We start from the raw sequence: 25,760 nt of genomic DNA, 5'->3' as shown, positions 1-25,760 counted from the left end.
CGGGCCGCACACGCGGCTTTAGACAGGAGAACACCATGTCAGTCCATCGTTGCCGTTCCCTGTACCGCGCCGCCCTGGTTGTGGCGTTGGGCTTGGTTTGCCTGTCAGCGCAGGCGGACGAGTTCACGGGTGGCGACGAGCTGGGCGGCGGTTCGGAACTGGGCGATGCGCCGATCAACTTTCCCGGAAGTTCGATCATCGGCCAGCACGCGACGATCCTGCAGCAAGGCTCGTCGAACATCGCCAGCCTGTCGCAAAGCGGCAGCTCGTTGTTGGGCAACATCGTTCAGGTCGGCAGCGCGCAAGAGGCTTACATCCTGCAACAGGGCTCCAATCTCTCGGCGTCCATCAACCAGCAGGGTTATGGCAACCAGGCGGACATCACGCAGACCGGTTCGAACAACCAGGCAGCAATCACGCAGAACGGCGCCAACAACAGCGCCAGCATCAAACAGGCCGGCACAGGGCTGCAGAGCAGCATCAGTCAGTCTGGAAATGGCCAGAGCGTAGAGGTTCGTCAGCTGCATTGACGCGCTCGACACCTCGGCAACCAACCATCAGGAGGTCTACATCATGCTTTTTAAACTCACCCCTGTCGCTGCGGCTGTTCTGGTCATGCTTACCGGACACGCCATGGCGGCCAACAGCCTGTCCACCCAGTACCAGAACGGTACGGGCAACACCGCCGACGTGCAGCAGATAACGGCGGCCCAAGCCAGCGTCCAGCAGGTGCAGATCGGTGACGGCAACGACACCGCTGCCTTCCAGCAGGACACCAATTCACAGATCGACCAGTTGCAGAACGGCAACCAGAACGGCGCTTATGGCGAGCAGCTTCAGGAAGTGGCGAGCAAGATTACCCAGCGCCAGGCCGATCAGCGCAACAATACCCATGCCAGTCAGTCGTTGGGGAGCGGCAACCGGATCACGACCCAACAGTCGGGCAACAACAATATGGTTTTCGCCTATCAGGACAGCCAGATTGGCAGCACCATCACTACGGATCAGGCCGGCAGCGCGAACGACATCGCCGCCGAGCAACTCTTCGGCGGCAGCAACAACAGCGCGCAGATCACCCAGCGTGGCGATGGCAACCAGGGTTACAGCGAACAGGTCAGTCACTTCAACGGGCAGATCCAGATCAATCAGAACGGCGAAGGCAACTACGCATACACCGACCAGCGCAATGGCCTGGGTGGCTCGATTACGGTCGACCAACTGGGTCAGTACAACACCGTACAGATGTTCCAGGATGCGCAGACCAACAGCCATTCGAGCGTCAACCAGACCGGTACTTTCAACGAAGGCATCGTCGATCAGTACCAGGGTGCCAACAACATGGGCGCCATCATCCAGTGGGGTGATCGCAACGCTGCAAGCGTTACGCAATACTTCGTCACCAGCAGCACCACCAACGTGTCCCAGAATGGCCAGGACAACCTGCACTACAGTTCCCAGGACGGCACCGGTCACAACCTGACGGCCGTCGCGACCGGCTCGGGAAACAAGGTGTACGCCAGCGATTACGAGAACACCAAGCCGGGTGGGCAGTTCGGTAGTGGTCAGACGGCATTCCTGAACCAGAACGGTCAGCAAAACAGCATCAACCTGACACAGAAAGGCGTCGGCAACCTCAGCAACCTGAAACAGGACGGCGCGCGTAACGATGCGAAGGTGACCCAGAACGACAACTACAACGAGCTGTATTTCGAGCAGAACGGCAGCGACAACATTCTGATTGCCGATCAGCGCGGCGATGGTAACTACGCGACGGGCAACAGCTTCGGGAACGGCAACACGACCGATATCACGCAGTCGGGCAGCGACAACCGTTCGTACACCTATCAGGATGGCGACGCGAACATTGCGACGGTCAAGCAGGCTGACAGCTACAACACGGCGTATGTGAGTCAAACCGGTAATGGGAACACCGCGAACGTGAACCAGAGCGCTACCAATCAGGCGGCGAGTGTGACTCAGGTGGGTTCTGCGAACGTGGCGAGCGTGCGTCAGCAATAGTGGGTTCAGCTGGATTTCGAAGCCGCCGAAAGGCGGCTTTTTGTTTGGTCTCGGTCTGCTGGGCGGACGCCGAAACCTGTAGGAGCAATCGGAGGTTACGACGGTCGCGAATGCGGTCTTCCTGACTGGATTGGGATTGGGATTGGGATTGGGATTGGGATTGGGATTGGATTGGATTGGATTGGATTGGATTGGGTTGGGTTGGGTTGGGTTGGGTGAATATCCATTATTTGCGGTGGGGGCAAATGGTTGGGTTCTGCCTAACCGTAAAGGCAGAAGCGTTACGCCTTCATCCTGGCTCCTCCCACAGATCTGAGGTGCACCACCGATCCAGTAGACGCAGAGCGTCAAAACCTGCATGCCCACGCGGAGCGTGGGTACGATCAAGATATTTCGTCTGCGCTGCGATACCCGTGGGAGACGTCCGAGGTTACGAGGGCATGGGCCGCACTTCGGACGAATGCGGTGGGTCAGCTACAGCGACGGTGAATGACAACCCGCATTCGTCAGCCAGCTGACTCCCACCGATCTGAGGCGGACCGCGTGGGTACTATCAGATCTCCCGAACTTCACGTCTCAGTGTAGGAGCACGCTTGCTCTGGGCCGCACTCGGACGATCTGCCGGGAACCGGCAGCAAGACTTGTGCATGCGGGGTAGCAGGTAGATTCGAGTCGCCTGGTTTTGCTACCGCTGCGCGGTAGATCGCGGGCAAGCGCGCTCCTACAGGGACCGCGTCAACTTGGTGTTTCTGTTGCTGGTCTGGAGCTAAAGCTTTTTGCACGTTTCACTCGGGCATCCATCTCCCGAACTCCACATCTCAGTGTAGGAGCGTGGCTCGTCCCGCGATCTGCCGGGAACCGGCAGCAAGACCGGTGCATACGGGGTGCCAGGCATCATCGAGTCGTCTGATTTTGCTACCGCTGCGCGGTAGATCGCGGGGCAAGCCGCGCTCCTACAGGAACCCCTTCAACCTGATGGTTCTGATCTGAAGCCAACGCTCTTCGGTTTTTTCACTCGGGCATCCATCTCCCGAACTACACGTCTCAGTGTAGGAGCACGCTTGCCCTGGGCCGCACTCGGACGATCTGCCGGGAACCGGCAGCAAGACCGGTGCATGCGGGGTGCCAGGCATCATCGAGTCGTCTGATTTTGCTACCGCTGCGCGGTAGATCGCGGGGCAAGCCGCGCTCCTACAGGAACCCCTTCAACCTGATGGTTCTGATCTGAAGCCAACGCTCTTCGGTTTTTTCACTCGGGCATCCATCTCCCGAACTACACGTCTCAGTGTAGGAGCACGCTTGCTCTGGGCCGCACTCGGACGATCTGCCGGGAACCGGCAGCAAGACCTGTGCATGCGGGGTAGCAGGCATCATCGAGTCGTCTGATTTTGCTACCGCTACGCGGTAGATCGCGGGGCAAGCCGCGCTCCTACAGGAACCCCTTCAACCTGATGGTTCTGATCTGAAGCCAACGCTCTTCGGTTTTTTCATTCGGCATCCATCTCCCGAACTTCACGTCTCAGTGTAGGAGCACGCTTGCTCTGGGCCGCACTCGGACGATCTCCCGGGAACCGGCAGCAAGACCTGTGCATGCGGGGTGTCAGGCATCATCGAGTCGTCTGATTTTGCTACCGCTGCGCGGTAGATCGCGGGCAAGCGCGCTCCTACAGGGACCGCGTCAACGGACGATCTGCCGGGAACCGGCAGCCAGACCGGTGCATGCGGGATGTTCCGCACCTATCCAATTCACCGAGCGAAGCGCCCTCACTGCCCTTCTTCCGCCGGCTTGTTCTGGCTCAAATACCGGTCCAGTGTCTCATTCGGCTCGCTGGTATCCCCGGCGATCTGCCACATGTGCCGCTCGATCCCCTGCGCAACCAGATGCCCCACCGCCGCCTCGATCGCCGACAGCACACACAACTGCGCTGGCTCGTTGGTGGTGTAGCCCGCCTCCAGTTCAAGCAGCTTCTTGAACTCCACGAACTTGAACACCCCGGCGTTGTAACTGGTCGAGTAGATGGTCTTGCTGGTCATCACATTCGCCAGCACCTGACCGCTGCGCACGTCGACGGCGCGCAGGTTGATGGTCACCTGATCCACCCGGTACTCCTGAGAGGCACCGATACCCAGATAGCGCGCGCCCTCCCCGCCGCTGCGCACATTGGTGTCGTACGCCACGATGCCGCCTTCGAGCATCAGGTTCGCCGCTTGCAAGGGCGGCAGTTCGTTGGGCAGTTGCACGTTCACCGGCGCACCGTTCGGTCCCACCACGGCAGGCGGTTTTTTCTGCGAGGCGCGGATGATCTTGCGTTCGGTCAGCAGATTCTGCAGCCCTTCGCGCTCGAGCACCACGAACCAGCCGCTGGCCTGCATGGCATCCATCAGCATGCTGGCAGCGCCTTGGGTGACGCTGGTGGAGAACGAACTGGCCGGCGTGGGTTTGTACTGCCCGGTCTGGTCACGAAAACCGTAGACCACCGCCACCAGGCGCCCTTTGGGCCGCGGCATGGACAACAGGTCGTAATAGGTCGACGCGCGTGGCGTCAGGGTCGGGGTTTCCTTCGCCTGTTCGGCCGGCATCGGCTCGCGGACGGCGCAGCCTTGAAGGGCTGCGACCAGCATCAGAACGGTGATGCACTTTTTCATGGTCTTTCGCTCCTTTGGAACTTCAGCACCCGTCAGTTGGAGGTGAGTCCGTTGACGTTTACTTCCGAGATTTCGCCCGTGACCCGATCGGTGATCTGGATGCTCAAGGAGCCCGAATCGTCGATGACGTTGACGATAAAGGCATCCGTGGTCAGGCTGCCGCTGTTGCCGTTACGGATATTGGTGAGCACCTGGGACAGCAAGCTTGATTGCAGCTGCTGGCTGAACCGCTCCAGTGCCGTCGTCCCCGCCGTGCTCGACCGTTTCAGGTCCGGGTCCTTATAGTCGTTCTGCGCCTGCGCTTCGTTGAGCAACGTGGGGCCGTTGAGCGGGTTGCCTCCGAAATTCGGGTTCACCGGTGTGTACACCAGTTCGGTGGCCTGACTCAGCACGCTGAATCCAGTCAGGAACAGGCAGGTCGAGACGGCCGTTATTGTTCTGTTCATAGTTCGTCCTTCCCCAGATCAATGTTGTCCTGCAATTGGACTTGCAGCTTGCGTTGAACCACCGCCGCGCGAACGTCGTCGGCGGCTTGCACTGCCAGTTCGCGGGTTTCGGTGGCGTTGGGTGCGATAAAGCGGCGGTACACGATGCGCTGGTCGTACTCGACCCAGATCAGGCTGCCCCAGCGCGGGTCGGGCCGTTCACGCACCACGAGGTTGAAATCCAGGCGGCTGGTGGCGCGCAGGCGGTCGGTAAACGCGTTGTAGAAGTTATGGCCGACCAGCGAAATGCAGTCGTCGACGATGAACCCCATCATCTCGTCTTCCTCGTCGGCATGCCCGACGGCAGCCGCCAGGCCGCCGATCAGCAATGCGGCGCACAACCCGATCTCTTTCAGACACAACCCTTTGAGGTGAAGGCCGACTGCGTTCATTGGCTGCCCCCTCCCAACGGTGTGCCCAGGGACGTTCCCAGCGACACACCCGGTCCGTTGCCCGGCGGTGCGCCCACGGTGCCAGGTGCCCCTGCCGGGCGATTGTTCGAGGATTCCAGGAAGGCTTTTTCAGCCACAAAACGCCAGTCGGCATAGCTGGTCATGTCTTCGAATTCCTGCCACTGCGGCGGGAAGTTCGCGGTTTTCAGCGGGGTCTGACTGGACAGGCTGTAGACACCGGTGATGCGGCCGTCGATGGACTTGGTCAGGCCCCAGTCGTCACTGCCTGTCATGGGGTCCGGGTACAGGCGACGGATGTGCCGTTGAACCGACGGAAACCGATGGTCTTCGAGGAGTTCATCCAGCGTGGCCGGGTACTGAGACACGCCGGTTCCACTGCGGTAATAGCTGCGCAGCGCCTGGGCGTACTGAGTGCCGACCCAGATCAGTTGCACTTCGCGCTCACGGGCGCCAATGGTGGACCAGACCTGGCCGACGGCTGCCAGCGCCGTGCCCATCAGAACGATCAGCATCATCGCGCTCATGTAGGTGAAGCCTTGCTGGCCTCCCGCAAAAGCGAGCGACTTACCATTGACCGAAGAGACTGCCATCACGCGCCCTCCCGGTGGCCCCGCTTTTGATATCCGCCACCGTACCTGCGACACCTTCCGGTGGCGGGACGATGACCCACATGTCATTGCGCTCGGTGATCGGGTCGGTCGGCAGGCTGCGCAGGTAACGATGAGTGACCATGTCTTCCAGCGAGTCGGGATAATGGCCGGTGTCCCCGTAGTAGTGATCCAGCGCCTCGCGCATCACCGACAGGCTTTGGCGCAGCGCCGTTTCCCGGGAGTTTTCCAGGCTGGAAAAATAGCGCGGTACGGCGATGGTCATCAGCGTGGCGATGATGGCCATGACCACCAGCAACTCAATCAACGTGAACCCCTTGTGCTTTTTCATGGCTCACCACTCCGAATAGGCAATGCCGTTGAGGCCCTTGCCGCGTGTTTTGGAGTAAACGTCGAACACATCTTCACCATCGCGGGGGTTCTGCGCCGGGCTGTCGTAGGAACGCAGGCCCCAGTCGTCCTGCGCTTCACGCTTGGGTTTGCCAAACGGATCGCGCGGAATACGACGCAGGAAAAAAATCTTCGCGCCCTTGGGGCTGCGCAAGTCCCGCACGCCCTCGACCAACACCTTGAGGTTGGCCGGATACCCGTTGCTGGCCACCAACTTCTCGATCCTTCCCGAGTCGGCCGCACGCTTGTAGGCGTCCAGCGCATCGCGAATCTGGTACAAGGCGGTGCGCAGTTCCTGCTCCTTGCCACGGCGAATCACGGTTTCGGTCAATGGCGCGGCGATGCTCGCCAGCAGACCGACGATGGCGAGGGTCACGACCATTTCGATCAGGGTGAAACCGCGGGTGGCGCGCTGGCGGTTCATGCTCAAGGTCTCTCTGCAGCAGCAGCGGGTGCAGCCGAAGGCACGGCGGCCAGAGGCGCCGACCGGCCGTTGATTTCCACGGTCACCGGCGCCATGTCCGGGTTGACCGAATTCATGCGCATGCTGGTTTCGGTGCCGGAGTCAAATTCCATGTCGCTCGGCGCCTGATACGGCAGGTTGCGCACGATGCGCGGCGTGATCGACAGCACCAGCTCGGACTTGCCGACGGTGTCCTTGTTGCTGCCGAACAAGCGGCCGAAGCCCGGGATGTCACCCAAACCGGGGATTTTGTTGCCGGTGGAGCTGTTGTCGTTACGCACCAGGCCGGCGAGGATCTGGGTTTCGCCGTCGTGCAGGCGCAGCGTGGTCTGTGCGTTACGGGTGTCGACCTGGACCGGAATCGTGCCCTGGCGGGTCGGTTCCAGCGGCGTGGCGTTACTCACTTCCAGCGCGATCTTGATCGCCACCTCGTTGTCCAGGTGCACGATGGGCGTCACTTCCAGCTTCAGACCGACGTCCAGGTACGTGATGCTTTCAGTGATCACCGGACCTTGTGTCGATGGCACCGAGGTGGCGCTGATGATCGGCACGCGTTGACCGATGTGAATCCGAGCCTGTTCGCGGTTGCTGACGCGAATGGTCGGGCTGGCCAGGGTGTTCACGTCGTTGTCTTGGGCGTTGATTTTCAGTTGCGGCGAGGGCGAGATCGAGATCCGCCCGGAGTTGATGCCCTTGAGCTGGTTGAGCACGCTGACCGCGGTGCCGTCGCTGTTGATCACCCCGAAGGTGTTCGGCCATTGCAGGCCCAGGTCAAGAATGCGCTGACGGGCGACCTCCATCACTTCCACTTCGAGCACCACTTCAGGGTTGGATTGGTCCTGGGAGAAAAACAGCTTCTCGGCCATGCGAATGGCATCCGGCGTGTCACGCATGGTCAGGGTGTTGAGGCGCTCGTCGATGAACACATCGCGGGTCTTGAGCATGGTCTTGACCATGTTCAGCGCCGTATTGGCGTCGGTGTTGGTCAGGTAAAAGGTGCGCATCACCAGCTCCTGATAGTCCTTCACCTTCTGCGGCGAGTCGGGGTAGATCAGCAGCGTGTTGTCATTCACCACTTTCTGGTGCAGCTGGTTCTGTTGCAGCAGCAGATCGATGGCGTCCTCGATGCGCACTTCACGCACGAAGATCGTGGCTTTCAAGTCCGCACGCATGTCTTTGTCGAAGATGAAGTTCAACCCGGCGACCTGGGACAGCACCTCGAAGATTACCTTGAGGTTGGCGTCGCGAAACTCCAAGGTTACCGGTTTTTCCAGGCGGGTCTTGAGCTGCGGGTTGGACACGGTGTTGCGGGTGCGCATCAGTTCGACGTTGCGCATCAGCTCCATCGCCCCTTCGTGCCGTGGGTCGAGCGCCAGCACCTGGCGGGCCTGCTGTTCGGCGCCCGTCAGGTCGCCGCGACGCAGGCTGGTCTGGCCCTTGATCAGCATGTCGTTGATGTTGCGCATCTGCTCCAGCAGGTACAGCGCGTCCCGGGCGCGGCCGTTGCTGGGTTCGATGGCGATCACCCGCGAGTAGTCGATCGCCGCGCTGTTGAAGTCCCGTTGTGAGCGCTCGGAATCCGCCTTGGTCAGCAAGGTCTTGACCACTCGGGCCTTGCCTGATGTCAGGGCGATGCGCAGGGTCGCATCCCGGGGATTGGCATTGACGGCCTCCTGTAACTTGGTCAGGCCTTCTTCGTAGCGCCCCTCCTCGATCAGGTCCTGACCGATGGCCCGATTCATGTCCGATGTGCAGGAAGCCAGCATCAGCCCCAGCGCCAAGGTGAAGCCCAGCAACAACGCGTTCAACGACAACCGCAGCGGACTCATGGTGCACTCCCCACAGACAAAGTCTGCGCAAACTTCAACGGCAGATAGACGAGGCTCATTTCAGTGGCGGAGATGCGGTCGACTTTGTAAACGTCGTCGATTACATCACCGGCCCTGACCACATAGAGCCGTTCTCCGTTCTGCAGGAAAACCTGCAACTGCTGGCTGTCCGCAAGCTTGCCAATGAACTGGAACGGAAGGGGCGGTGCAGTGGGCACCGTTGGGGCAGCGGGTACGCTGTTGAGCGCGGCCTGCTCGGCAGTCACCACGGGGGCGACGTACCAGCTCTGGGCAGCGAACAAATCCAGTTGCGGCACCTTCGCCACACCTGCTTTAGCGTCGCCGCCCTTGTCGGAACCGCCCTTCGCGGTGGCGACGGCATCCCGATGTTTACTCGCCACCGGCGCGGCAGCGCTGCTCAGGTCCTGCGCCTGTTCGCCGAAAAACTGCTCCGGCACCCAGGCGATCAGCCCGCAGATACCAAAGAACGCCAGCCAGGCTGTTACGCGACGAGTGTTCATCACGACCTCGACAGGTAAAGGGTCATGCGGATACGCCCGGTCAACTCGGTGTCGGCGATGCGTTTACGCTGAAGGTCCACATCCTCGATCACCACCGCCGGCAGCTCGGTCAGCAACGCGTGGAGGAAGCGGCGCAATTGCGGGTAGCTGCCCCTTACCGGAAGCAGAATCTGATAACGCGCCAGTTGGGTTTTAGGGTCGATGCCCAGCGAGTACTCGCCGCGCGCCAGGTTGATTTTTTCCTTGCCGGCCATGGCGTAGATACGGTCGATGGCCGACGTGGCGTCCAGCTGGGTCGGCAGCGCGCGATGGAATTCGTCCAGTTGCTGCTGGGGCACTACGGGCAGTACCGCAGTGCCGTTGGCGACTTTCTCCAGAAATTCGCTGGCCTTCTGGCTGTTCTGACGCAGGCTGTCCAGTGACTGCCAGTCCGGCAGCAGGCTGAACATCCCATACGCCAAGACCAGCACCACCAGCGCCGCACCGCCCAGCCCCGGCCAACCGGCCCGCTGAACATGTTCACGCAGAATCAGGCTAGGGACGGACATCGCTCACCTCCCAGGTGGCCAGCAGGTTGAAGACGATCTGTTTTTGTGGCGAGTTGGCGACGATCTCGTGGTTGACCAGCGAGACATCGCTCAACTCGGGGCTGTCTTCCAGTTGCCGGTGAAAAGTCAGCATCGCTTCCAGATCCCGCGCTTCGGCGGTGATCCTGAGCTGGCCCTTGCGTGCGTCGGGGCTCAGGCTGAGCAGCGCGATGTCCTTGCCGCGCAGGGTTTCCATTGCAGCAAACAGACGTTCCCAAGGACGGCGCAATTGCGTGGAAATCTGCTTCATCTCCTGCAGACGCACTTCCTGTTCACGCTGTTGCGCCGGGGACAGACCGGCGACAGGGCCGCTGTGCACCTGCAATTTCTTTTGCGCGTGGCCCAGTTGGCTTTGCTGCTCGTGAATCTCCTGACCGATGACGTGCGCACCGGCCGCCACCGACACCCCCAGCACCAGACCGATGGCCAGAAGGCTCCAGCCCATCGCGCTGCCACGACGTTGCGGCTGAAATTCCAGATCCAGGGCGCGCATGTCAGTTCACCGCTCTGGACATGATGTGCAGAGGATCCTGGGTGTCGGCCTGATCGGCGGGCAACTCAAGGGTCTGGACGCCCAGAATCAGCGGTGCATCGGTGTGACGGGCCGGCGCATGCACGAACAGGTCGACAGGTTTGTCACCGTTCAGGCCGTGCAATTCGCTCTCGCGGGCGATCATCGCGGCCAGTGCGGCATCGCTGTCGGCGATGCGCAGCGAACGCACGGCGGACCAGCGCCCTTCCCTGGCCAGCAACAAGGTGCTGCGACCCGGCTCGGCGACCACGAACAGGAAGTCACGGTCACCGAAGCTTTTGTGAAAGCGGTTGAACGCCGTCATCACGTAGGGTTGCACCGACACTAGGCGCAAGCCGAGCGCTTTGACGACGTCGCGCAGCCGGCTCAGCAAGGCTTCTGGCAAAGCGACGGCGATGCGCGCCAGCCCGGCGTTTTCTGGCGACAGACTGAGCGTCCACGCTTCGGCCGACTTGCCAAAGGTGTCGTCGAAATATGCGCTGGCGTAGGCGCGCAGCTCATCGGGCGTGGTGATGTGGTCGCTCCAGGGAATCAGTCCGAAACGGCTGTAGTGGCTGGACAACAGAACACTCAACCGGGCGCGGCCCTTGACGTGCTCGGTGAGTAACCGTTGCAGCGTGTCCAGCGCCAGCGTGGCGGTCGATTGGCGGTCGGCGATGAACCCGGCACTGCCCAGCCAGGTTTTGCCGCGCGCATCGCAGCGGGAAAGGCCGACGCCATTGGCGCCGATCACGGCGACGTAGTGTTCACGAAATGAAAGTGACACGATTGATCTCCTCCAGCGTGGTCCGGCCATCGCGCACCAGTTCCAGTGCCGAGCCGCGCAACAGGCGCAGGCCACGGCTGCAGGCGTACTGCTTGATCTGGGAAATGGGTTTGCGCTCAACGATCATCTGGCGAATTTCGTCGTCCAGGTGCAGCAGTTCGGCGATGGCCGTCCGGCCGCGATAGCCGGTGCCACGGCAGCGGCCACACCCGCCGCCGTGTACGAAGCGGTAATGGCCGCTGTCCTCGGCAGTCAGGCCAGAGGCCCGCAACTCACTCTCGTCCGGAACGACCGGCGTCGCGCAGCCAGTGCACACCAGACGAATCAGGCGTTGGGCAACCACCGCATTGAGGGCGGAGACGAAGCTGTAAGGGTCGACTTCCATTTGGGTGAAACGGCCAATCACATCGAACACGTTGTTGGCGTGAATGGTGGTGAACACCAGGTGCCCGGTCAGGGCCGATTGCACGGCAATCTGTGCGGTGTCGGGGTCGCGGATCTCACCGACCATGATCTTGTCCGGGTCATGACGCAGGATCGAGCGCAGGCCGCGGGCGAACGTCAGGCCTTTTTTCTCGTTGACCGGAATCTGCAGAACACCCGGGAGTTGGTATTCCACCGGGTCTTCGATGGTGATGATCTTGTCCACGCCGTGGTTGATCTCGGTGATCATCGCGTACAGCGTGGTGGTCTTGCCGCTGCCGGTGGGGCCGGTCACCAGCACCATCCCGTAAGGTTCGGCGGCCAGCCGACGCAGGCTGCGCAACGTGGCCTCTTCAAACCCCAGAGCTTCGAGGCTGACGCCACTGACCCGATCCGCCAGGTCCTGTTTGTCCAACACCCGCAGCACGGCGTCTTCACCGAAAATGCTGGGCATGATGGAGATCCGGAAGTCGATCTGCCGACCACTGATGCCGATCTTGAAACGACCGTCCTGAGGCACGCGTTTCTCGCCGATGTCCAGCTCGGCCATGACCTTGATGCGGGAAATCACCTGATCGGCGAACTCGGCGCCCTGCACTTTACTGATGTTGTTCAACACGCCGTCGATGCGGTATTTGATCACCAGACCGTTGCCGGTCACGCCCAGATGAATGTCGCTGGCGTGCATTTTCAACGCGTCGTAGAGGGTCGAGTTGACCAGCTTGACCACGGCGCTCGCGTCTTCGCTGATGCTGGTCAGCGACAGGCTTTCCAGGTTGTCGTATTCGTGCTGTTCGTCGCCGTGGCTGCCCAATGCGGCGACCGCATGGAAGCCTTCTTCCTGACGGGCAAGGTATGCGCCCAGGTCGTCGGCGTGACACAGATACAGCGCGGCGCCTTGCAGGCACTCATCGATCCAGGCCAGCCGCGCGTCGTCGAAGGGGTCGGCAAACACGCCGATCAGCGTGTCGTCGTGGCGCAACATGACGAACTCGCGTTTCAGCGCCTGGGCCAGGCTGACTTGATCGAACTCGGGGGTGCATTTGAACAGGCTGGAAGCGTCCAGCACCGGGTAATGCAAGGTGGCGCCAAGGGCGCGAATGAAAGCGGCAGGTTCCAGGGCAGAGAGGGCTTCAAGTGCTTCGATCGGACGTTCGCTTTCAGCGACGGCGCGTTCTCTGGCGGCTGTCAGAAGGCTGCCCGGGAAACGTGTGGGTGACTCGACTGGCTGCGCCAGTGGCGGTCTTTCGACTGCGAGCGTAAGACTTTCCATCGAATGCACTCCCGGACCCCAAAAAAGGAACCACACATTCGACGCGCCCGACCCTCCCTGGCCGGTGTGCCGTTCCCGGAGCGCTCAAGAACAAGGTTCCCGAGGCGTCCGGACCCGGCTAGAGTTTGCCCTCCCCATCGAGGACCGCTTTGTCACCGTCAGGCGACGCGGTCTGCTTGTTGCCGCGACGGTCCGAGTTAACCCAGGTACCGTCGTACAACTGCAACGGGAATGCCTCTGCCGGGCTGTGCCGCCGTTCGATGAACCCGGCCGCCGGTGGCGACTTGCTCGTCGAACGTCGCTCAGTACCCAACAAGTCACAGACAGCTCGGGCCAGTTCGGCCAGCGGAAACGGCTTGAAGAGAATGTGGCTGACACCCAGATCAGTGGCCCGACCGCAGACTTCGCTGGTCGGATGGCCGGTGATCAGAATGAAGTAACAATCCCTCTGTTTGCGTACCGCATCGAGTACCTGAAACCCTTCCATATCGGGTAGGCGAAAATCGAGGACAACCACGTCCGGTGCGAAACCTTGTGCAAGGTCGATGGCACCCGCGCCATCGTTCGCGACCCGGACATCCAGGCTCTTGGCCTCCAGATACGACTGGAGGTTCTGCGCCAGGATCTGCTCGTCCTCTACAACCAACACTTTGTTTAACAAGGTGGACTCCTGAAATCGGGACAGGTCCTGTGGCCCGGTCTGGGGATTCCCGCCTTGTATTGGTACAAGAGCACTGTTCATGCCAGACCCTCCACTTGAAATTCTCTTCGCCCATGCCACTGATTTACTTCAATAAAAAACCAACACCATGGGCACAACCTCAACCCCACTGCTGGGGGCAGTCGCCATCGAGAACCGGATTTGCCCCCACATTCGGGGAAAACCCGGGTCATCGCTCTGCCACCCGTTCTATCCTGCTTGCCGCGCGCAATCGTTGCAGTGCCGCAGCGGTCGCTTGCGCCTGTCGTTGCTGATCCAATGCCTGACGCGCCATCGCCAATCCTTGACCGTCGTCGATGGCGGTGTCCGAGACTGTGTTCTCAACTTTGATCAAATGCCAGCCATAAAGGGTCCGTACCGGCTGACTGACGGTGCCGGGCGTCAGACTGAAGGCCGCATCGGCGAACTCCGACACCATGCTTTCACGAGAAAAATAGCCCAGATCGCCGCCTTCGGCTGACCGGCTGTCCTGTGAGTAGCGTTGAGCGAGGGCAGCAAAGTCCTCGCCGCCGACGATCCGGGCCCGCAACTGGAGAGCTTGCTGGTACACGGCTTCGACGTTTGCTGCGTCGGCGTTGGCCTCAAGGGGCAGCAGAATGTGCCGGGCGTGGATGCGCGGCGAGAGTTGCCGGTAGAAGGCTTCGACGTCGGCATCACGGGCAGGTGCCACCTGGCTCAGCTCAGACAGCATGCGCTGGCTGGTCAACTCCCGCCGCAGGTATTCGGTGAATGACGGGGTGTCAAACCCGGCTTCCTCCAGTCGCCGATTGAAGATGTCATCGGAGGTGAACTCGTTACGCAGGGCGGATAAGTTGTCCTGCACACTCTTTTCGTCGACGCGCACGCCGCGCTTGCCCGCTTCCTGCCACAGCAGTTCCTTATCGATCAGGTCATCAAGCGCCGCGCTGCGCAGACGGTTGTAGGCCACGGGATTGCGAATGGAGCCGACCATCCGTCCCTGGGCCTGCAGGTAATCGGCGAAGTAGTGCTCCAGCTGCATCTGCCCGATCTCCACGCCGTTGACCCGCGCCACCGCCAGTTGCCCGAACGTGGGTTCTGCCACCGCCTCGGTGCGGCCCACCATGAGCAGCAGACCGGGCATTACGAACGCCAACACGAATAAAATCAGCTTGAGCTTCATGGCGAAATCTCACTTCAGTTAGCAGCATTGACCCTGGCGTATGGGCTGACCAGGTCAAAACGTTGTTGCTGCACATCCACCGTCACGACATGGGCGCCCGACATGCCCAGCCGACGTCCCGGCCCAAACCCCAACAGTGGGGTAAGCCCGGTGTTCACGTCATGCAACCCTTCCAGCGCCTTGACCAGTTGCTCGCGCGCCGGATGACGACCGATCTGTCGCAGTGCCTCGGCGACCAGCAGCACCGAGCAATACGCGTCCACCTGCAACACCGCGTACTGTCCTTTCAGCCCGCTTCGCGCGCGTACGCTGGCAAGGGCCGCCTTGCCCTGCTCCGTCCAGTCGCCCGGAATGAACGGATACGCCAAAAACAGGCGGCGGGAAAAAGACGCGGGGACTTGCCAGACGTCCGCCGGGAGCTGGGCCGAGGCCGCAAACAGATACGGCGGCAATGCCGGACCTTGCCGTGAAGCGTGCAGCGCCTGCGCCATTGGCACGAAGTCCGCGGAGCGTCCGAGGAAGAACAACGCGTTGGCAGCGGCCAGCGATGCGTCGACCGTGACGGGTTGATCCAATGAATAGGCCCGCAGGCCGACATCGCTCCAGCCCTGCCCGTTGAGGTGCTGCTTGAGGGTTTCGGCCTGATGCAGCCCCGGCGGGTTGTCCTGATACACGATCAGCGTCTTCTGCGCTGCCAGTGCCAGTGTGTCCTGCGCGTAGCCGGCCAAGGCCCGCAGTTGCTCGGAAACGCCGGGCAACGGTTCGAAGATCATCGGACTGTCGCTTTCCCCACCCAGCAACGAGACCGATCCCACCAACGGGACCCGGGCCTGCTCGAGCAGCTCACCGATGCGACCGTCCAGCGCCGGAGCAAGGGGCGCAATCAATGCAAACACACCGTCTTCACCGGTCAGCGTCTGCAAGGCTGCCTCGGCAGTTTGCGCGTCAGGGCCAGGGTCGACGATCTGCAGGGTCAGTTGCCGTCCATGAATACCGCCCGCCTCGTTGATCGCGGCCAATGCGCCTTTCAGCACGGCGGCCATTGTCTCGCCCAACGGCGCCAGCGCCCCCTGACTCGGCAGCAAGGTGCCCAACCGCAGGGTCGAGCCTTGTATGCCTGGATCGCCGTCCTCTTCAATGCGTTTGAGGTAGGCCACGAGGTTGATCTGGTCCTGACTGGACATGACGAAACGCGGCATGGCGCTGTCCAGCGCATTACCGCCCGGATCGACGCCTTCAATGACAGCGTGAGCGACAGCACCGTCGCTGTAAGGCGGATGGCTGCGCCCTGATCTGACCTGTTGACCGTAGGGCGTGCTCAATCGCCGCCAGGTGATGTCCGGCGGACGCACGCCGCCTTCCGGTCGCCCACGGCCATCGGCGCCATGGCAGCCGGCGCACGGAACGGTCGACGCTGGCACAACGCTGCCGGACACGCCGATGCGCGCTGACACATCGGCACCGCTGACGGAAACGCCTTCGCGGTACAAACGTTTGCCAGCCGCCTCTGCCGGGCTCAGCGCTATCGCGTGAGCCGCGCTCGTCAGGCACCCCAGCAGGCTCAGCGTCATGCTGAAAATCGCCAGCGACTTCATGGTCGACTCCTTAACGTCCGGCCACAGGCAAGGTCAGGAACTGCAAGCGTTGGGCAATCGCGTCCACCGGCGCATCCGGACGGATCTTCGCCCAGCGCTTGTTCGCCACGTCTCCCACGATCAATTGCGTGGAGTGTTGTTCAGGGCTCGGAATCACTTGGCCCAAACGCCGCAACACCAGGTTCATCTGCTCCTGCGTGCCGGTCAAAAAGCGCCAGTTGGGACCGTCGACCCCGTGTTTGACCGCGAATGCCTTGAGCACGTCAGGCGTGTCGTTTGTCGGGTCGCTGGTCAGGGTGATGAAATACACCTGACGCGCCACCTCATCGCCCATCGCGGCCCGAACGTCCTTGAGCTTGCGAGTGATCAGCGGACAGGCATCCTGACAGTGGGTGAACACCACGTTGAGCAGCACCAGACGATTCTTGAGCTCGTCGCTGTAAAAGCGCACGGTGTTACCGTCCTGATCTTTCAAGGGCGTGTCGGTGAAATATTCCTGCGCGTCGTGTGTACCGCTGGACGGCGGCGCGACCTGCACAGGCGACACCTTGGCCAGGGTCGGGGTTTCGTGGGCTTCATGGGCCATCAATGCGGGCACAGCCGACATCAAGGCCAAGCCTATCAGCCACCCTCTGGTCGACCGGCGGGCAGCATCAAACGGTATCCCGCTCATTGCTGTTCCCCCATCACATACACCCCGTGCCGACCGCTTTTGGACGCGCGGTCGCCGCGCAATTGTTCCACCCGTTCAACCAGCAAATCAGGGTCGGTAAAACCGTAGAACCGCGTCCAGTGGCTGCTGCGCCCGTCTCCGACCATGATCAGCGGCGGGTGGTTCTGCGGGTCGGCTGTCCATGTCCCCAGGCCTTTGAGCGTTGCGTCGATGGCCTGCGGCGTGCCGGTCAGCCAGGCCCAGCCCGGTCCGTGCTGGAATCGGTTGGCATACGTGAGCAAGCGCGGTGCGGTGTCGCGCAGCGGATCGACCGTGATGGAGACGATCTGCACCTCGGTGCCGACTTTCGCGCCCAGCTGCTTTTGCACCCGGGACATGATCGAGGAAATCACCGGGCACACCGTGGTGCAGGTGGTGTAGATGAAGCCCATCACCACAATCCGGTCGCTGACCAGATCGTGCTTGAGGTTGACCGGCTCGCCGTTCTGATTGGTCAGCTTGACGTCGGCAAAATGCACCACCGCGCTGTCCTGTTTCGGGGCCGACTGGTGTTGAGAATGGTCAGCGCCACCTTGCGCCTGGTGTTGCGCGTGATTGTCCCCTCCGTGCGCCTGGACCAATGGAATGAAACCCTGAGCAATCATCAAGGCCAACATCGATACTGCAATGGCGTTTTTCATGGCGTCGTCCTGTCGGAAACAGAAGGGCTTTGGTTGCTCAGGTGGACCGGCGAGGTGTCGACCGGTATCACCCGCAAGCTGGCATAGGATTGCTCGTTGGCGCGGATGCCCAAGGATTCAGAGCGCGCGTGCAGGTAATACGCGCCGGTCTCGCTCAGGTCCGCCTGGGCTTCATAGATCCCCTCACCGATTTCCACCGCCAGCACTTCTCGTGGCCGGGAGCTTGGTGCAAGGAAGTAACGCAGGTACACGTCTTTGGCTTCGGTCATGGGTGTGTTGTCGCGGCCCTGAACCAGGCGAATACGGATCGGTACCAGCTTGCCCACGGGTTCAAAACGGCGCTCCAGCAGGAAGGTCACGCGCGGTATGGCCAGGCGTTTTTCCAGCACCGGGTTGACCTCGATCTGCGCGGTGAAACAGTGAATGACCTGTGGCTGGTTGAGCATGAACGCCACGTCGAATTTGCCCGCGCTCGGCAGGCGCACCCGCGAGCTGTAAACCCCTGGTTCAACTTCACGCAGGCTGCGGTCGACCACCCGGACGGCACGCGCCGCGTTGCCCCGGTTGGGGTAACCGGACATCGGCGCGTTCATGCCTTCGGCGTAGAAGTAAGTGGTGTTGTCCACGGGATTGACCACGAACACCGCGTCGTTGTCCCGCGCCGGGCTCAGGCCAGCCGCCAGCGGCAAATCGCCCGCCAGGCGGGGTGCGGCGGGTCCGGCTACAAACGATTGCAAGATCGGCTTGCGGTCCTTGCCCAGGCTGGAGAGGTTGACCATGGTCACCCGGGGCGACGCCAACCCACGGATGTACGCGTAGTTTTGCGTCACGGTGATCTGAAACGGCTCGGGCGACACCTCCAGGTCATGCACGACGCTGTCGCTGGAAGCGTCGATCACCAGGGCGTGGCTGGTGAGGGTGTTGAGCACGAAACCATAACGACCGTCTTCGCTGAAACTCATCGGCCCCAACCCTTGCTGCGAAGCAATGACCTTGCGCACGTCCAGGCTGCGCGCATCGATCACGGTCACAGAGCCGTCCTGACCGTCGGCGACATACACCGCCTCGGACAACGGCGAATAGGCGAGCGACAGCGGATGAGCACCGGTTTTCAGGGTTTTGCTGCGCGTGAGCGTCGCGACGTCGAAAACATCCACGGTGCCGGCGTCACGGCTGCTGACAAAGGCAAATTGCGAGTCCTTGCTGAAGGCGATCTCATGATGACCGGCACCGGTCGCCAGAAAACTCAGAACCTTCATCGACTGCGTATCGATCACGGTCACACCGCTGGCGCCCTCGGGGGCCGCGTTGTTGCCCACCCACAGGTATCGCTCGTCCGGCTGCAGCGCCACACGTAACGGGTTCTCGCCCGCTGGAATGTTCAGCAGCACCTGGAATTTTTCAGCGTCGATGACCGCGACTTCACCGGCGGCGGGCATCGACACGAACACCCGCTTGTCATCGTTGGTGGACGTCCAGTCCATACCGGGCTGCTTGAGCGCGATACGGCTCATGGTGCTGGTGATCCCGCCCACCGAGACCGTGGGGTCGATCACCGTGGCGCTGGCGTCCTTGTTCAACACCATCAGAAAGTAACTGTTGAGGTCCAGCAGAGGCCGCGCGCCAATCGTGCTTTTCAGGTAAAGCCCGACCCGCGACTTGCATTGCGCGTCGTGGGAGCCCGGCTTTTGCTCGGCCACCGACGGGTCAAGCCAGGCCCCCGGTGCGACGCCCGGTAACGGTTGGCCCGTGGCGGTGTCCGTCACGCTGAAGCGCACGTCGGCAAACATGCCCTCCATGAGCGGGCCGCTGTTCAGCGGCCGCGCTTCGAACTTCACGGTCACACCGTTTTTCACCCACTGCTGCTTGTCGCTGGCCATGCCGGGGATCGCCTGAGGGCTCTCACTTTCACCCAGGGCCTGGTTGGCCTCCTTGAGCGGCTCACCGGTGTGCCCCATGACCACCAGAGCCATCGCCAGCGCGCCGCCGGCAAAACCACCTCTGATCCATCCATTCACGCTGCACCCCCTGTGGAGCGGGCGCCAGTGCGCCGCTCCGATGAGTTGTGTCTGACCCGCGCCGATTGTTCTTGGGCGCGCGGGCGGCTGGTTCGCAAGCCGGGCGCTAGGGCGCCGCAGCGGGTTCTGGATCGTTGGTCACCCGGAGAATGCCCCACAGCCCCGAAACGTTGCCGAACCCGGCATAGTCACGGAACAGGTAATCCCCCGGCACGGCGTTCGCGCCCCCGGCACTCGGGAACATGAGGTTGAAGTGCGCGGCGGGCAGGAGGCTCTCCTGTGCGCCGATGTACAACGACATCGGGTTGTAGGCGAACCGCACCGAGCCCACGCCCGACGCCCCCATCGGGTAGCCGCCGATGTCGGACTTCTCGGCCTGGAACGGATGCATCGCCCAGACGTGACCGTCCAGCTGGAAGGTCGTGCCGCGACTGCCGCCGCCCGGCACCGTCAGGTGCGTACGGAACGGCTGCCCCGGTTTGACGTACAGGACCGGTGTTTGCGGATCGCCGCCGACCAATGCATTGCTGTAGGCCATGTGCGCATTCGGTACATCGGCAAACCCATGGCCGTCGGCGTGGCCGAACGGTGCATCCGGGGACAGCCCAAACCGGTACCACAGCGGCTCGGTCCGATAGTTGATGGCCATGCCGGAGTTGTCCTGCGGATCAGCCGGCACGCCATTGCCTTCGGCGGCCAGGTTCTCCACGGGCCGTCCATTGCCCCAGCGCATGTTCAGCGACTTCTGCATGACCAGCATGAAGTCCCGGTAGGCGGTCTGCCCGCTGACGCTGACCGTGGCATTGGCCCGGGATTTGGTGTCCTCGGTCCAGGTCGCACCCAGCGGCATGATTGCCATGGCGCCTGCCAGCCCTTTCTGCGGTTGCTTGATCATGTCCGCCGACGTCAGGTTGAAACCGCCGAACTCGATGGGCGTGGTGTTGATGTTGTCCACGGCGCGCCCCAGTTGCGACACCGGTTTGCCTTCACGCTCCAGATGCCCCGCGTAGTACTGATAGGTGCGGGTTGGCCAGGCGCCCGATGTGCCTGCCCGAGGTGCAATGGTTTGCACGGGGTTGAGGCCGACGTTGAAACCGTCCGACTTGGTGATGTCGTAAGCCAGCAACTGCGTGTGCATGCCCACGTGGCTCGATGGACGCATCAGGTTGTTATTGAAGGTCGTCGAACCCTGCGCACTGTTGCGGTCACGTTTGACGGTACCGGCCATGACGGCGTAGTTCGGCAGGTCGGGCATGGCCGTTGGCAGTCGGTTTTCCAGGGTCACGTTGATGCAGTCACCCGCACCGGCTCGCAACATCAGCGGCTCGATCGGTACGCCGGCCTTGAGCTTGCCCGTGATCGGGTCGAGATCGGCCTTGCGCACGTACAGGATCGCGGTCGGATCGTGCAACGGCCCGGCTTGACCGCCGATGGTGAAGGTCACGCCGTCCTCAGGGTCCGTGACCGTCGCCTGTGGAATGGTTACCGCACGCTTGTTGTAGACCAGCGTACCGCCCGCCGGATTGAGCGGCGCGCCGACGTGCTGGCCCTGCCCTGCGGCGTCGCCGAGGGTCAGGTTCAGCGGATTGCCGAGGATGTCGTTGGCCAGTGCGACCACCACTTCGAAGTTGCGCTGTACCGTCGGACGTGTGCCGATACCATTGGCATTGGTGGTGTAGCGTGGGCAGATACCGTCGAACGCCACGGTGTTGCGCGCAATGACCGGTTTGGGGTTGTTCGGCAACGCGAACAGATCACTGCGCTGCGACCCGTAGTTGCGCATGATGCCCCACATGCCGTTCCAGTAGCCTTCAAGCGAAGCGTCCATCGAATACAGGTAGTCGCCGGTGTCGCTGGCCGCGCTGGAGATCGTCGCGACCGGTGCGTTGAAGCCCATCTGCTCGGAGATGCCGACCATCTGCGACGACTTCCACCCCGAGTTGGAGCTGTTGCCGAACCCACTGCCTGAATGCAGCCACTTCACGCCGTGCAGGGTCACGTTGTGTTCTTCCTCGTGACCACCGGCGTGCAAACGCAAGCGCACATTGTCACCGGTGTACGTACGCAGCATTGGCGTAAACGGATCGCCCGGCATGTCGCCGCCACGGTTGATGTGTGGCGGGAACTGCGTGATGCCGCCGGTAGGGCCGGTCGCCGACGTAATCGCACTCGGTGCCAGGTTCAGCGCAGGAATCGCCCTGTCGGTGCGGGTCTGCAAGGCGTACGCCAGGTCCCCGGCCAGACCATTGGCCTGCATGCCCGGCTTTCCATCCGGGGCCGTGCGGTTCGGGTCATAGACCCTCAGCCCCACAGGCTCGTGACGGTAGTTGACGACGAAGATGCCAGGGTCGTCCACGGAAATGGCCTGCGGGCAGGGCCGGGTCGGACAGCCTTCCAGCTCGCCGCTGCCAACTTCCAGCACCGAATCCAGCAGATTGGCCGCTGCCTTGCGTCCTGGCGGGTTGATCGCGTAGCGGAAGCTGTTGGCGGTGGCAGGGTAAGCGTTGCCGTTCGGCACGCCGTTTGGCCCTGCCCCGACATACACCCCGGCTTCATAGGCATGCACAAAGTCGCTGTACTCGAGGAAGAACTCACGGAAGCTGTCGTTCTTGCCGTCGCCATCCAGATCGCCGGTGGAAACCACCGCTTGCCACGACGTCGGACCGCCGTCCTGCCGCGCACCGCTGTACAGAGGTTCGCCTGTCTCGGCATGGAACCAGGTGGAACCGGCCGGTTCGGCCAGCACCGTGGCATACAGACCCAACTGCTGGTGGGTCGATGGGCCGAGGTGGTCGTGGGTAAAGATGGTGCCCAGGCCTCGGTCGATACCCCGGGTGTTGACCACCGGGTCAGCGAACCAGCGCTGCATGGCGGTGCGGGCGCCCATCCAGTCCGCCCGGCCGTACTGCCCGAAATACGGGTGCGCCTTGGCTTTCGGACACGCCGGGGTGCCATCGCGGGCGTCCGCTTCGGTGCAGTTGTTAAAGGCACGAATGGCATGCACCCGTTCCACCACCGTCGCCGGTGAAAGCAGCCCGTCTTCGTAGTTCCAGCCGTTGGCCGAACCGTCGGCGGCCGTCAGGTCCCATTTAGGCAGGTGAATGTGCTGGCCGATCACGTCGGTCGGCGTGCGCACCTGGTAATCGTCCAGCTCGTAGTAATTGGGGATCAGGTTGGTCTGCTGATACATCACGCAATCAAAGGTGTTGATGCGCATCACCAGCGGTTCCGGCGGACGTTGCTTGTTGATGACCGGCCACACGTCCTCCCAGAGCGCCAGGATGCGTGCTTGCGGGAAGTGATAGCCGACCTTGTTGTACACCGCGTCGAATTGCAGGTTCGCCGCTTTATAGATACGCGGGTGATCGGCGCTGTACTGCGAAGAACCGGTGAACGACATGCCGTTGCCCGTCTCGCCGCTGTTGAACATGCCGTTGCCCGCCATCGACGTCAGGCGCTTGCCCCGATCGTCCATGCAGGGTTCGTAGAACGGCGCGCCCGCCACCGGCAAGGCGCCATTGGTGCGAAATGCCTTGGCGACCACTTGCTTGCCAGGCAGCAAGGCGAAGCTGGGGTGATCCGGTTTGGAATGGAACAGCATGGCGGCCTGCTCCACGTCCGTGCCCTCTTCCGGCATGAACACGGCCTTGGCCTTGTGAACCACCTTCGACAAATCGGTAGCGGTGGTCACCGTTTCGGCTTCCCCGCCCGCCGCGACGCCATCGAGCGCGTGGCGTGGCAAGCCGCCGTCCCAGCCGGCCGATTGCAATGGATCGAGATTGGCCCACAGGGCATTGCCGCTGTCGCGCAGGGCCTGGGCCTTGGCGCTGTCGAGCATGTCCAGGGGTGGGGTCGGTGGGCGTTGTCCTACGGTGCTTTCCATGCCGCCGATCCAGAACGGATATCCCGGGTTTTTCAATGAACCGTCGGCGTTGCGGTTGGCTTCGCTGCGGTCGACCAGCGCCACCGAGCCAATGACTGCCTGACCGCCCTCACCCGAGTGACTGGCGTCGCCGCCGCCCTGATCATCATCGTCATCGTCATTGTCATCATCATTGGCGGCCACCAGCTCACCGAGCTTGGGCACCACAGCGACCTTGCCAGGCATGGGGGCCATCGCCTTGCCCGGCAGCGGTACGATGGCGGGTATTGGTGTGCCCGCTACGATTTCACCGTCCGGCAATGCGCGGGCACCCGCAGCCGGTTTACCGCTGCGCAGGGCAAACGGAGTGGTGTGGAACCCGTCGTTACTGGCCTGAGACACCTCAAGCCGGGTTCCTTCTTCGAATACGTCATGGATGCGCCACATGGTCCACATGCCTTGGGCAAAGTGCGGATAGAAGTGACAGTGGTAAATTGCATCGCCCGACACCCGGTTGCGGTTGCCCGAACCGCCATTGGCGATTTCATAGGTATAGCCGACGCCCGGACCGATGCCTTGGGCATCCATGTAATCGGAGTTGTCGTCGTTGGGGTTGAACAGCCACTGATGCCCATGCAAGTGGAAGATGTGCTGTTCCTTGCCGTTGTGCGTGTTGCGGATCTTCACCAGATCGCCGATGTAGCTGTGGTTCACGTTCGACGGCTCGGAGGGATACAGCGCCATGCTCGCCTTGATGCCCGTCGCATCCCTGGGTGGCACCTGGCCGGGCAGGATCTGTTCAAGGCCGACGTTGGCCGGTACGTCCACCAGCATGCCGATGTCCCCCACGGTGTGGGAGCTGAGGAAGAACTCCTCATACGCGCATGACAGGCAGTCATGCATCGGCCCGACGCCCAGGCGGTTGGCGATCACTTCGGCGCCGATACCGCCTGATCCGTAGTTGATCATGAACGCGTCGCGGGTCGGTTCAAGCATGTGCCCGAACACAGGGTCGGCAAAATAGCCGGGAAACGCCTGGGTCACGGCGGACTCATCGTTGAACACGGCGGCAAAGTCCCGAAACGGCTCCAGTCGGTTGGGCACGGCCGGGTTGCGCTTGCCGATGCTTTCCAGCGGATAGGTGGAAGGCGGGAAACTGCCGTCAGGGTTGGGCCCCATGACAACGGCGTCCGTTTCACTGTTGATGATCTCGTTGCCGTTGACCATGTTGATGATCGGCAGACCGGCTTTGCCTTCGGTGATCCAAGGCTGACGCTGCGGGTAGCGGGCTTCGTAGTCGACGATGGGCTGACCGGTTGGCGCGCGGCCGACACTGGCCAGGCGCATCTCCTCTTCACTCAGGGTGTTGCGGTACATGCGGCCACCCTTGGGCACCACAACGACCTGGGCAAACAAGCCGTTGGCCATGTTGCCGGACGTGCCTTCTCCCCCAAACGTCGCTGCCTGGCTGTTGGCGTTGAACGCACCCTCACGCTCGGCGTACAAGGTGTAGGAGCGTGTTGCACCGGGTGCCAACAGGAAATTGCCGTTGCGTCCGACGTTGGACGACATGTCGGCAATGCTGTTGACCGCCTGCATGCCGTTGACCGAGAAGCCGACATAGCGCTCGCTGACCTGGTCGTTCACCACGAATTCGCCCGGCATGTTGGCAGCCGGTGCCTGGGCATCGTCTTCACCTTCCGGCAACTCCGGCCCTTCCATCTCGCTGTTCGGGTTGGCTTGCAGCGCCAGGAGGTTCTGCAAGGTGACGGTCAGACAGTCCCCCGCCGCCACCCGCAGCACCATCGGCCGCGGACGCTTGTCGGGGCGCAACGTCACCTTGCCGGGCACTGCAGCACCGCCCTGACTGAGCAGGACGTTGTGTTCGTCGACCACATCACCGCGCAGTGCGTAGATCATGCCATTGGCGTTTTGTGCGCCGAGCCGGTTGTACATCAGCGGTTGATCGAGCGCCACGACGTTGGCGACCAGATTGCGCTCACAACGGATGGCGGCTTCGACGGTGTCCTCGACGGCGAACAAGGCGCCGATCGACAGACAGAGATTGAGCAGACGAGATGGATTGGGTTTCATCGTGACGGGTCCTCCGCAACG

21 protein-coding genes are annotated in these 25,760 nt (G+C 62.1%); 2 read left to right on the top strand and 19 right to left on the bottom strand.

What is annotated here, in order from left to right; translation table 11 throughout:
* Window positions 1-35: 35 nt before the first annotated feature.
* Together BLS87_RS03315 and BLS87_RS03310 are read left to right on the top strand one after the other, a co-directional pair.
* Window positions 36-530 carry a hypothetical protein gene (locus BLS87_RS03315; RefSeq protein WP_074750146.1) on the top strand — a complete coding sequence of 165 codons (495 nt, stop codon included), beginning with the start codon at window positions 36-38 and terminating at the stop codon, window positions 528-530.
* A gap of 43 nt (window positions 531-573) precedes the next feature.
* Entirely contained in the window at window positions 574-2,019 is a 1,446-nt protein-coding gene (locus BLS87_RS03310; protein WP_074750145.1) for a hypothetical protein, read from the top strand.
* 1,764 nt (window positions 2,020-3,783) lie between these two features.
* Here the strand turns inward: BLS87_RS03310 and BLS87_RS03305 are convergent.
* The 19 genes from BLS87_RS03305 to mnxG all read right to left on the bottom strand — a co-directional run bounded on the left by BLS87_RS03305 (window position 3,784) and on the right by mnxG (window position 25,739).
* Window positions 3,784-4,665: a CsgG/HfaB family protein gene (locus BLS87_RS03305; RefSeq protein ID WP_074750143.1), complete on the bottom strand. Its 882-nt coding sequence runs from the start codon at window positions 4,663-4,665 to the stop codon at window positions 3,784-3,786.
* Window positions 4,666-4,697: 32 nt separating this feature from the next.
* Window positions 4,698-5,111, bottom strand: coding sequence for a curli assembly protein CsgF (locus BLS87_RS03300; RefSeq protein WP_074750141.1), 414 nt, complete (start codon window positions 5,109-5,111; stop codon window positions 4,698-4,700).
* Window positions 5,108-5,542: a curli production assembly/transport protein CsgE gene (gene csgE, locus BLS87_RS03295; RefSeq protein ID WP_074750139.1), complete on the bottom strand. Its 435-nt coding sequence runs from the start codon at window positions 5,540-5,542 to the stop codon at window positions 5,108-5,110. The genes BLS87_RS03300 and csgE overlap by 4 nt, the downstream gene beginning before the upstream one ends.
* Complete coding sequence (locus tag BLS87_RS03290) at window positions 5,539-6,153, bottom strand: type II secretion system protein (protein WP_074750137.1); 615 nt, start codon at window positions 6,151-6,153, stop codon at window positions 5,539-5,541. The genes csgE and BLS87_RS03290 overlap by 4 nt, the downstream gene beginning before the upstream one ends.
* Window positions 6,128-6,502, bottom strand: coding sequence for a type II secretion system protein (locus BLS87_RS03285; RefSeq protein WP_074750135.1), 375 nt, complete (start codon window positions 6,500-6,502; stop codon window positions 6,128-6,130). The genes BLS87_RS03290 and BLS87_RS03285 overlap by 26 nt, the downstream gene beginning before the upstream one ends.
* A 3-nt stretch (window positions 6,503-6,505) precedes the next feature.
* Window positions 6,506-6,985, bottom strand: a complete 480-nt coding sequence (locus tag BLS87_RS03280; protein ID WP_074750133.1) for a type II secretion system protein — start codon at window positions 6,983-6,985, stop codon at window positions 6,506-6,508.
* Window positions 6,986-6,987: 2 nt separating this feature from the next.
* The gene (locus tag BLS87_RS03275; RefSeq protein WP_083370587.1) at window positions 6,988-8,853 is read right to left on the bottom strand and encodes a secretin N-terminal domain-containing protein; all 1,866 of its coding nucleotides are present in this window, start codon (window positions 8,851-8,853) and stop codon (window positions 6,988-6,990) included.
* Window positions 8,850-9,374 (bottom strand): hypothetical protein, encoded by a 525-nt coding sequence (locus BLS87_RS03270; RefSeq protein ID WP_074750131.1) that lies wholly within the window; start codon window positions 9,372-9,374, stop codon window positions 8,850-8,852. Before BLS87_RS03270 ends, BLS87_RS03275 begins: the two co-directional genes overlap by 4 nt.
* Complete coding sequence (locus BLS87_RS03265) at window positions 9,374-9,922, bottom strand: GspMb/PilO family protein (RefSeq protein ID WP_074750129.1); 549 nt, start codon at window positions 9,920-9,922, stop codon at window positions 9,374-9,376. Before BLS87_RS03265 ends, BLS87_RS03270 begins: the two co-directional genes overlap by 1 nt.
* Window positions 9,909-10,454 (bottom strand): PilN domain-containing protein, encoded by a 546-nt coding sequence (locus tag BLS87_RS03260; protein WP_074750127.1) that lies wholly within the window; start codon window positions 10,452-10,454, stop codon window positions 9,909-9,911. Before BLS87_RS03260 ends, BLS87_RS03265 begins: the two co-directional genes overlap by 14 nt.
* Before the next feature lies 1 nt (window position 10,455).
* On the bottom strand, window positions 10,456-11,259 hold the full coding sequence (locus tag BLS87_RS03255; RefSeq protein ID WP_074750125.1) for a hypothetical protein: 804 nt from the start codon (window positions 11,257-11,259) through the stop codon (window positions 10,456-10,458).
* A complete protein-coding gene (locus tag BLS87_RS03250) occupies window positions 11,240-12,955 on the bottom strand; it encodes a GspE/PulE family protein (RefSeq protein ID WP_074750123.1) in 1,716 nt (571 codons plus the stop codon). Before BLS87_RS03250 ends, BLS87_RS03255 begins: the two co-directional genes overlap by 20 nt.
* A gap of 118 nt (window positions 12,956-13,073) precedes the next feature.
* Window positions 13,074-13,616, bottom strand: a complete 543-nt coding sequence (locus BLS87_RS03245) for a response regulator (protein ID WP_074750121.1) — start codon at window positions 13,614-13,616, stop codon at window positions 13,074-13,076.
* 229 nt (window positions 13,617-13,845) lie between these two features.
* On the bottom strand, window positions 13,846-14,817 hold the full coding sequence (locus BLS87_RS03240) for a peptidylprolyl isomerase (RefSeq protein WP_074750119.1): 972 nt from the start codon (window positions 14,815-14,817) through the stop codon (window positions 13,846-13,848).
* Window positions 14,818-14,831: 14 nt separating this feature from the next.
* Window positions 14,832-16,412 carry an ABC transporter substrate-binding protein gene (locus BLS87_RS03235; RefSeq protein ID WP_074750117.1) on the bottom strand — a complete coding sequence of 527 codons (1,581 nt, stop codon included), beginning with the start codon at window positions 16,410-16,412 and terminating at the stop codon, window positions 14,832-14,834.
* Between the two features lie 10 nt (window positions 16,413-16,422).
* Window positions 16,423-17,019 (bottom strand): SCO family protein, encoded by a 597-nt coding sequence (locus tag BLS87_RS03230; RefSeq protein ID WP_083370586.1) that lies wholly within the window; start codon window positions 17,017-17,019, stop codon window positions 16,423-16,425.
* 62 nt (window positions 17,020-17,081) lie between these two features.
* Window positions 17,082-17,765, bottom strand: coding sequence for an SCO family protein (locus tag BLS87_RS03225; protein WP_074750115.1), 684 nt, complete (start codon window positions 17,763-17,765; stop codon window positions 17,082-17,084).
* Window positions 17,762-19,783: a cytochrome D1 domain-containing protein gene (locus BLS87_RS03220; RefSeq protein ID WP_074750113.1), complete on the bottom strand. Its 2,022-nt coding sequence runs from the start codon at window positions 19,781-19,783 to the stop codon at window positions 17,762-17,764. The genes BLS87_RS03225 and BLS87_RS03220 overlap by 4 nt, the downstream gene beginning before the upstream one ends.
* Before the next feature lie 106 nt (window positions 19,784-19,889).
* Window positions 19,890-25,739: a manganese-oxidizing multicopper oxidase MnxG gene (gene mnxG / locus BLS87_RS03215; RefSeq protein ID WP_074750111.1), complete on the bottom strand. Its 5,850-nt coding sequence runs from the start codon at window positions 25,737-25,739 to the stop codon at window positions 19,890-19,892.
* Window positions 25,740-25,760: the final 21 nt, after the last annotated feature.

Origin of the sequence: Pseudomonas abietaniphila (assembly GCF_900100795.1) — a bacterium.
GTDB classification, from domain to species: Bacteria; Pseudomonadota; Gammaproteobacteria; order Pseudomonadales; family Pseudomonadaceae; genus Aquipseudomonas; species Aquipseudomonas abietaniphila.
Note: the sequence above shows the minus strand (reverse complement) of the source record. Positions and strands in the feature narration are given on the sequence as shown.

Bases quoted from the DNA above. Each gene is read 5' to 3' on its own strand.
- BLS87_RS03265 (WP_074750129.1), bottom strand. From the start codon at position 9,922: ATGTCCGTCCCTAGCCTGATTCTGCGTGAACATGTTCAGCGGGCCGGT.
- BLS87_RS03260 (WP_074750127.1), bottom strand. From the start codon at position 10,454: ATGCGCGCCCTGGATCTGGAATTTCAGCCGCAACGTCGTGGCAGCGCG.
- BLS87_RS03315 (WP_074750146.1), top strand. From the start codon at position 36: ATGTCAGTCCATCGTTGCCGTTCCCTGTACCGCGCCGCCCTGGTTGTG.
- BLS87_RS03240 (WP_074750119.1), bottom strand. From the start codon at position 14,817: ATGAAGCTCAAGCTGATTTTATTCGTGTTGGCGTTCGTAATGCCCGGT.
- BLS87_RS03285 (WP_074750135.1), bottom strand. From the start codon at position 6,502: ATGAAAAAGCACAAGGGGTTCACGTTGATTGAGTTGCTGGTGGTCATG.
- BLS87_RS03235 (WP_074750117.1), bottom strand. From the start codon at position 16,412: ATGAAGTCGCTGGCGATTTTCAGCATGACGCTGAGCCTGCTGGGGTGC.
- BLS87_RS03290 (WP_074750137.1), bottom strand. From the start codon at position 6,153: ATGGCAGTCTCTTCGGTCAATGGTAAGTCGCTCGCTTTTGCGGGAGGC.
- BLS87_RS03310 (WP_074750145.1), top strand. From the start codon at position 574: ATGCTTTTTAAACTCACCCCTGTCGCTGCGGCTGTTCTGGTCATGCTT.
- BLS87_RS03280 (WP_074750133.1), bottom strand. From the start codon at position 6,985: ATGAACCGCCAGCGCGCCACCCGCGGTTTCACCCTGATCGAAATGGTC.
- BLS87_RS03270 (WP_074750131.1), bottom strand. From the start codon at position 9,374: ATGAACACTCGTCGCGTAACAGCCTGGCTGGCGTTCTTTGGTATCTGC.
- BLS87_RS03225 (WP_074750115.1), bottom strand. From the start codon at position 17,765: ATGAAAAACGCCATTGCAGTATCGATGTTGGCCTTGATGATTGCTCAG.
- BLS87_RS03230 (WP_083370586.1), bottom strand. From the start codon at position 17,019: ATGTCGGCTGTGCCCGCATTGATGGCCCATGAAGCCCACGAAACCCCG.
- BLS87_RS03275 (WP_083370587.1), bottom strand. From the start codon at position 8,853: ATGAGTCCGCTGCGGTTGTCGTTGAACGCGTTGTTGCTGGGCTTCACC.
- csgE (WP_074750139.1), bottom strand. From the start codon at position 5,542: ATGAACGCAGTCGGCCTTCACCTCAAAGGGTTGTGTCTGAAAGAGATC.
- BLS87_RS03305 (WP_074750143.1), bottom strand. From the start codon at position 4,665: ATGAAAAAGTGCATCACCGTTCTGATGCTGGTCGCAGCCCTTCAAGGC.
- BLS87_RS03300 (WP_074750141.1), bottom strand. From the start codon at position 5,111: ATGAACAGAACAATAACGGCCGTCTCGACCTGCCTGTTCCTGACTGGA.
- BLS87_RS03250 (WP_074750123.1), bottom strand. From the start codon at position 12,955: ATGGAAAGTCTTACGCTCGCAGTCGAAAGACCGCCACTGGCGCAGCCA.
- mnxG (WP_074750111.1), bottom strand. From the start codon at position 25,739: ATGAAACCCAATCCATCTCGTCTGCTCAATCTCTGTCTGTCGATCGGC.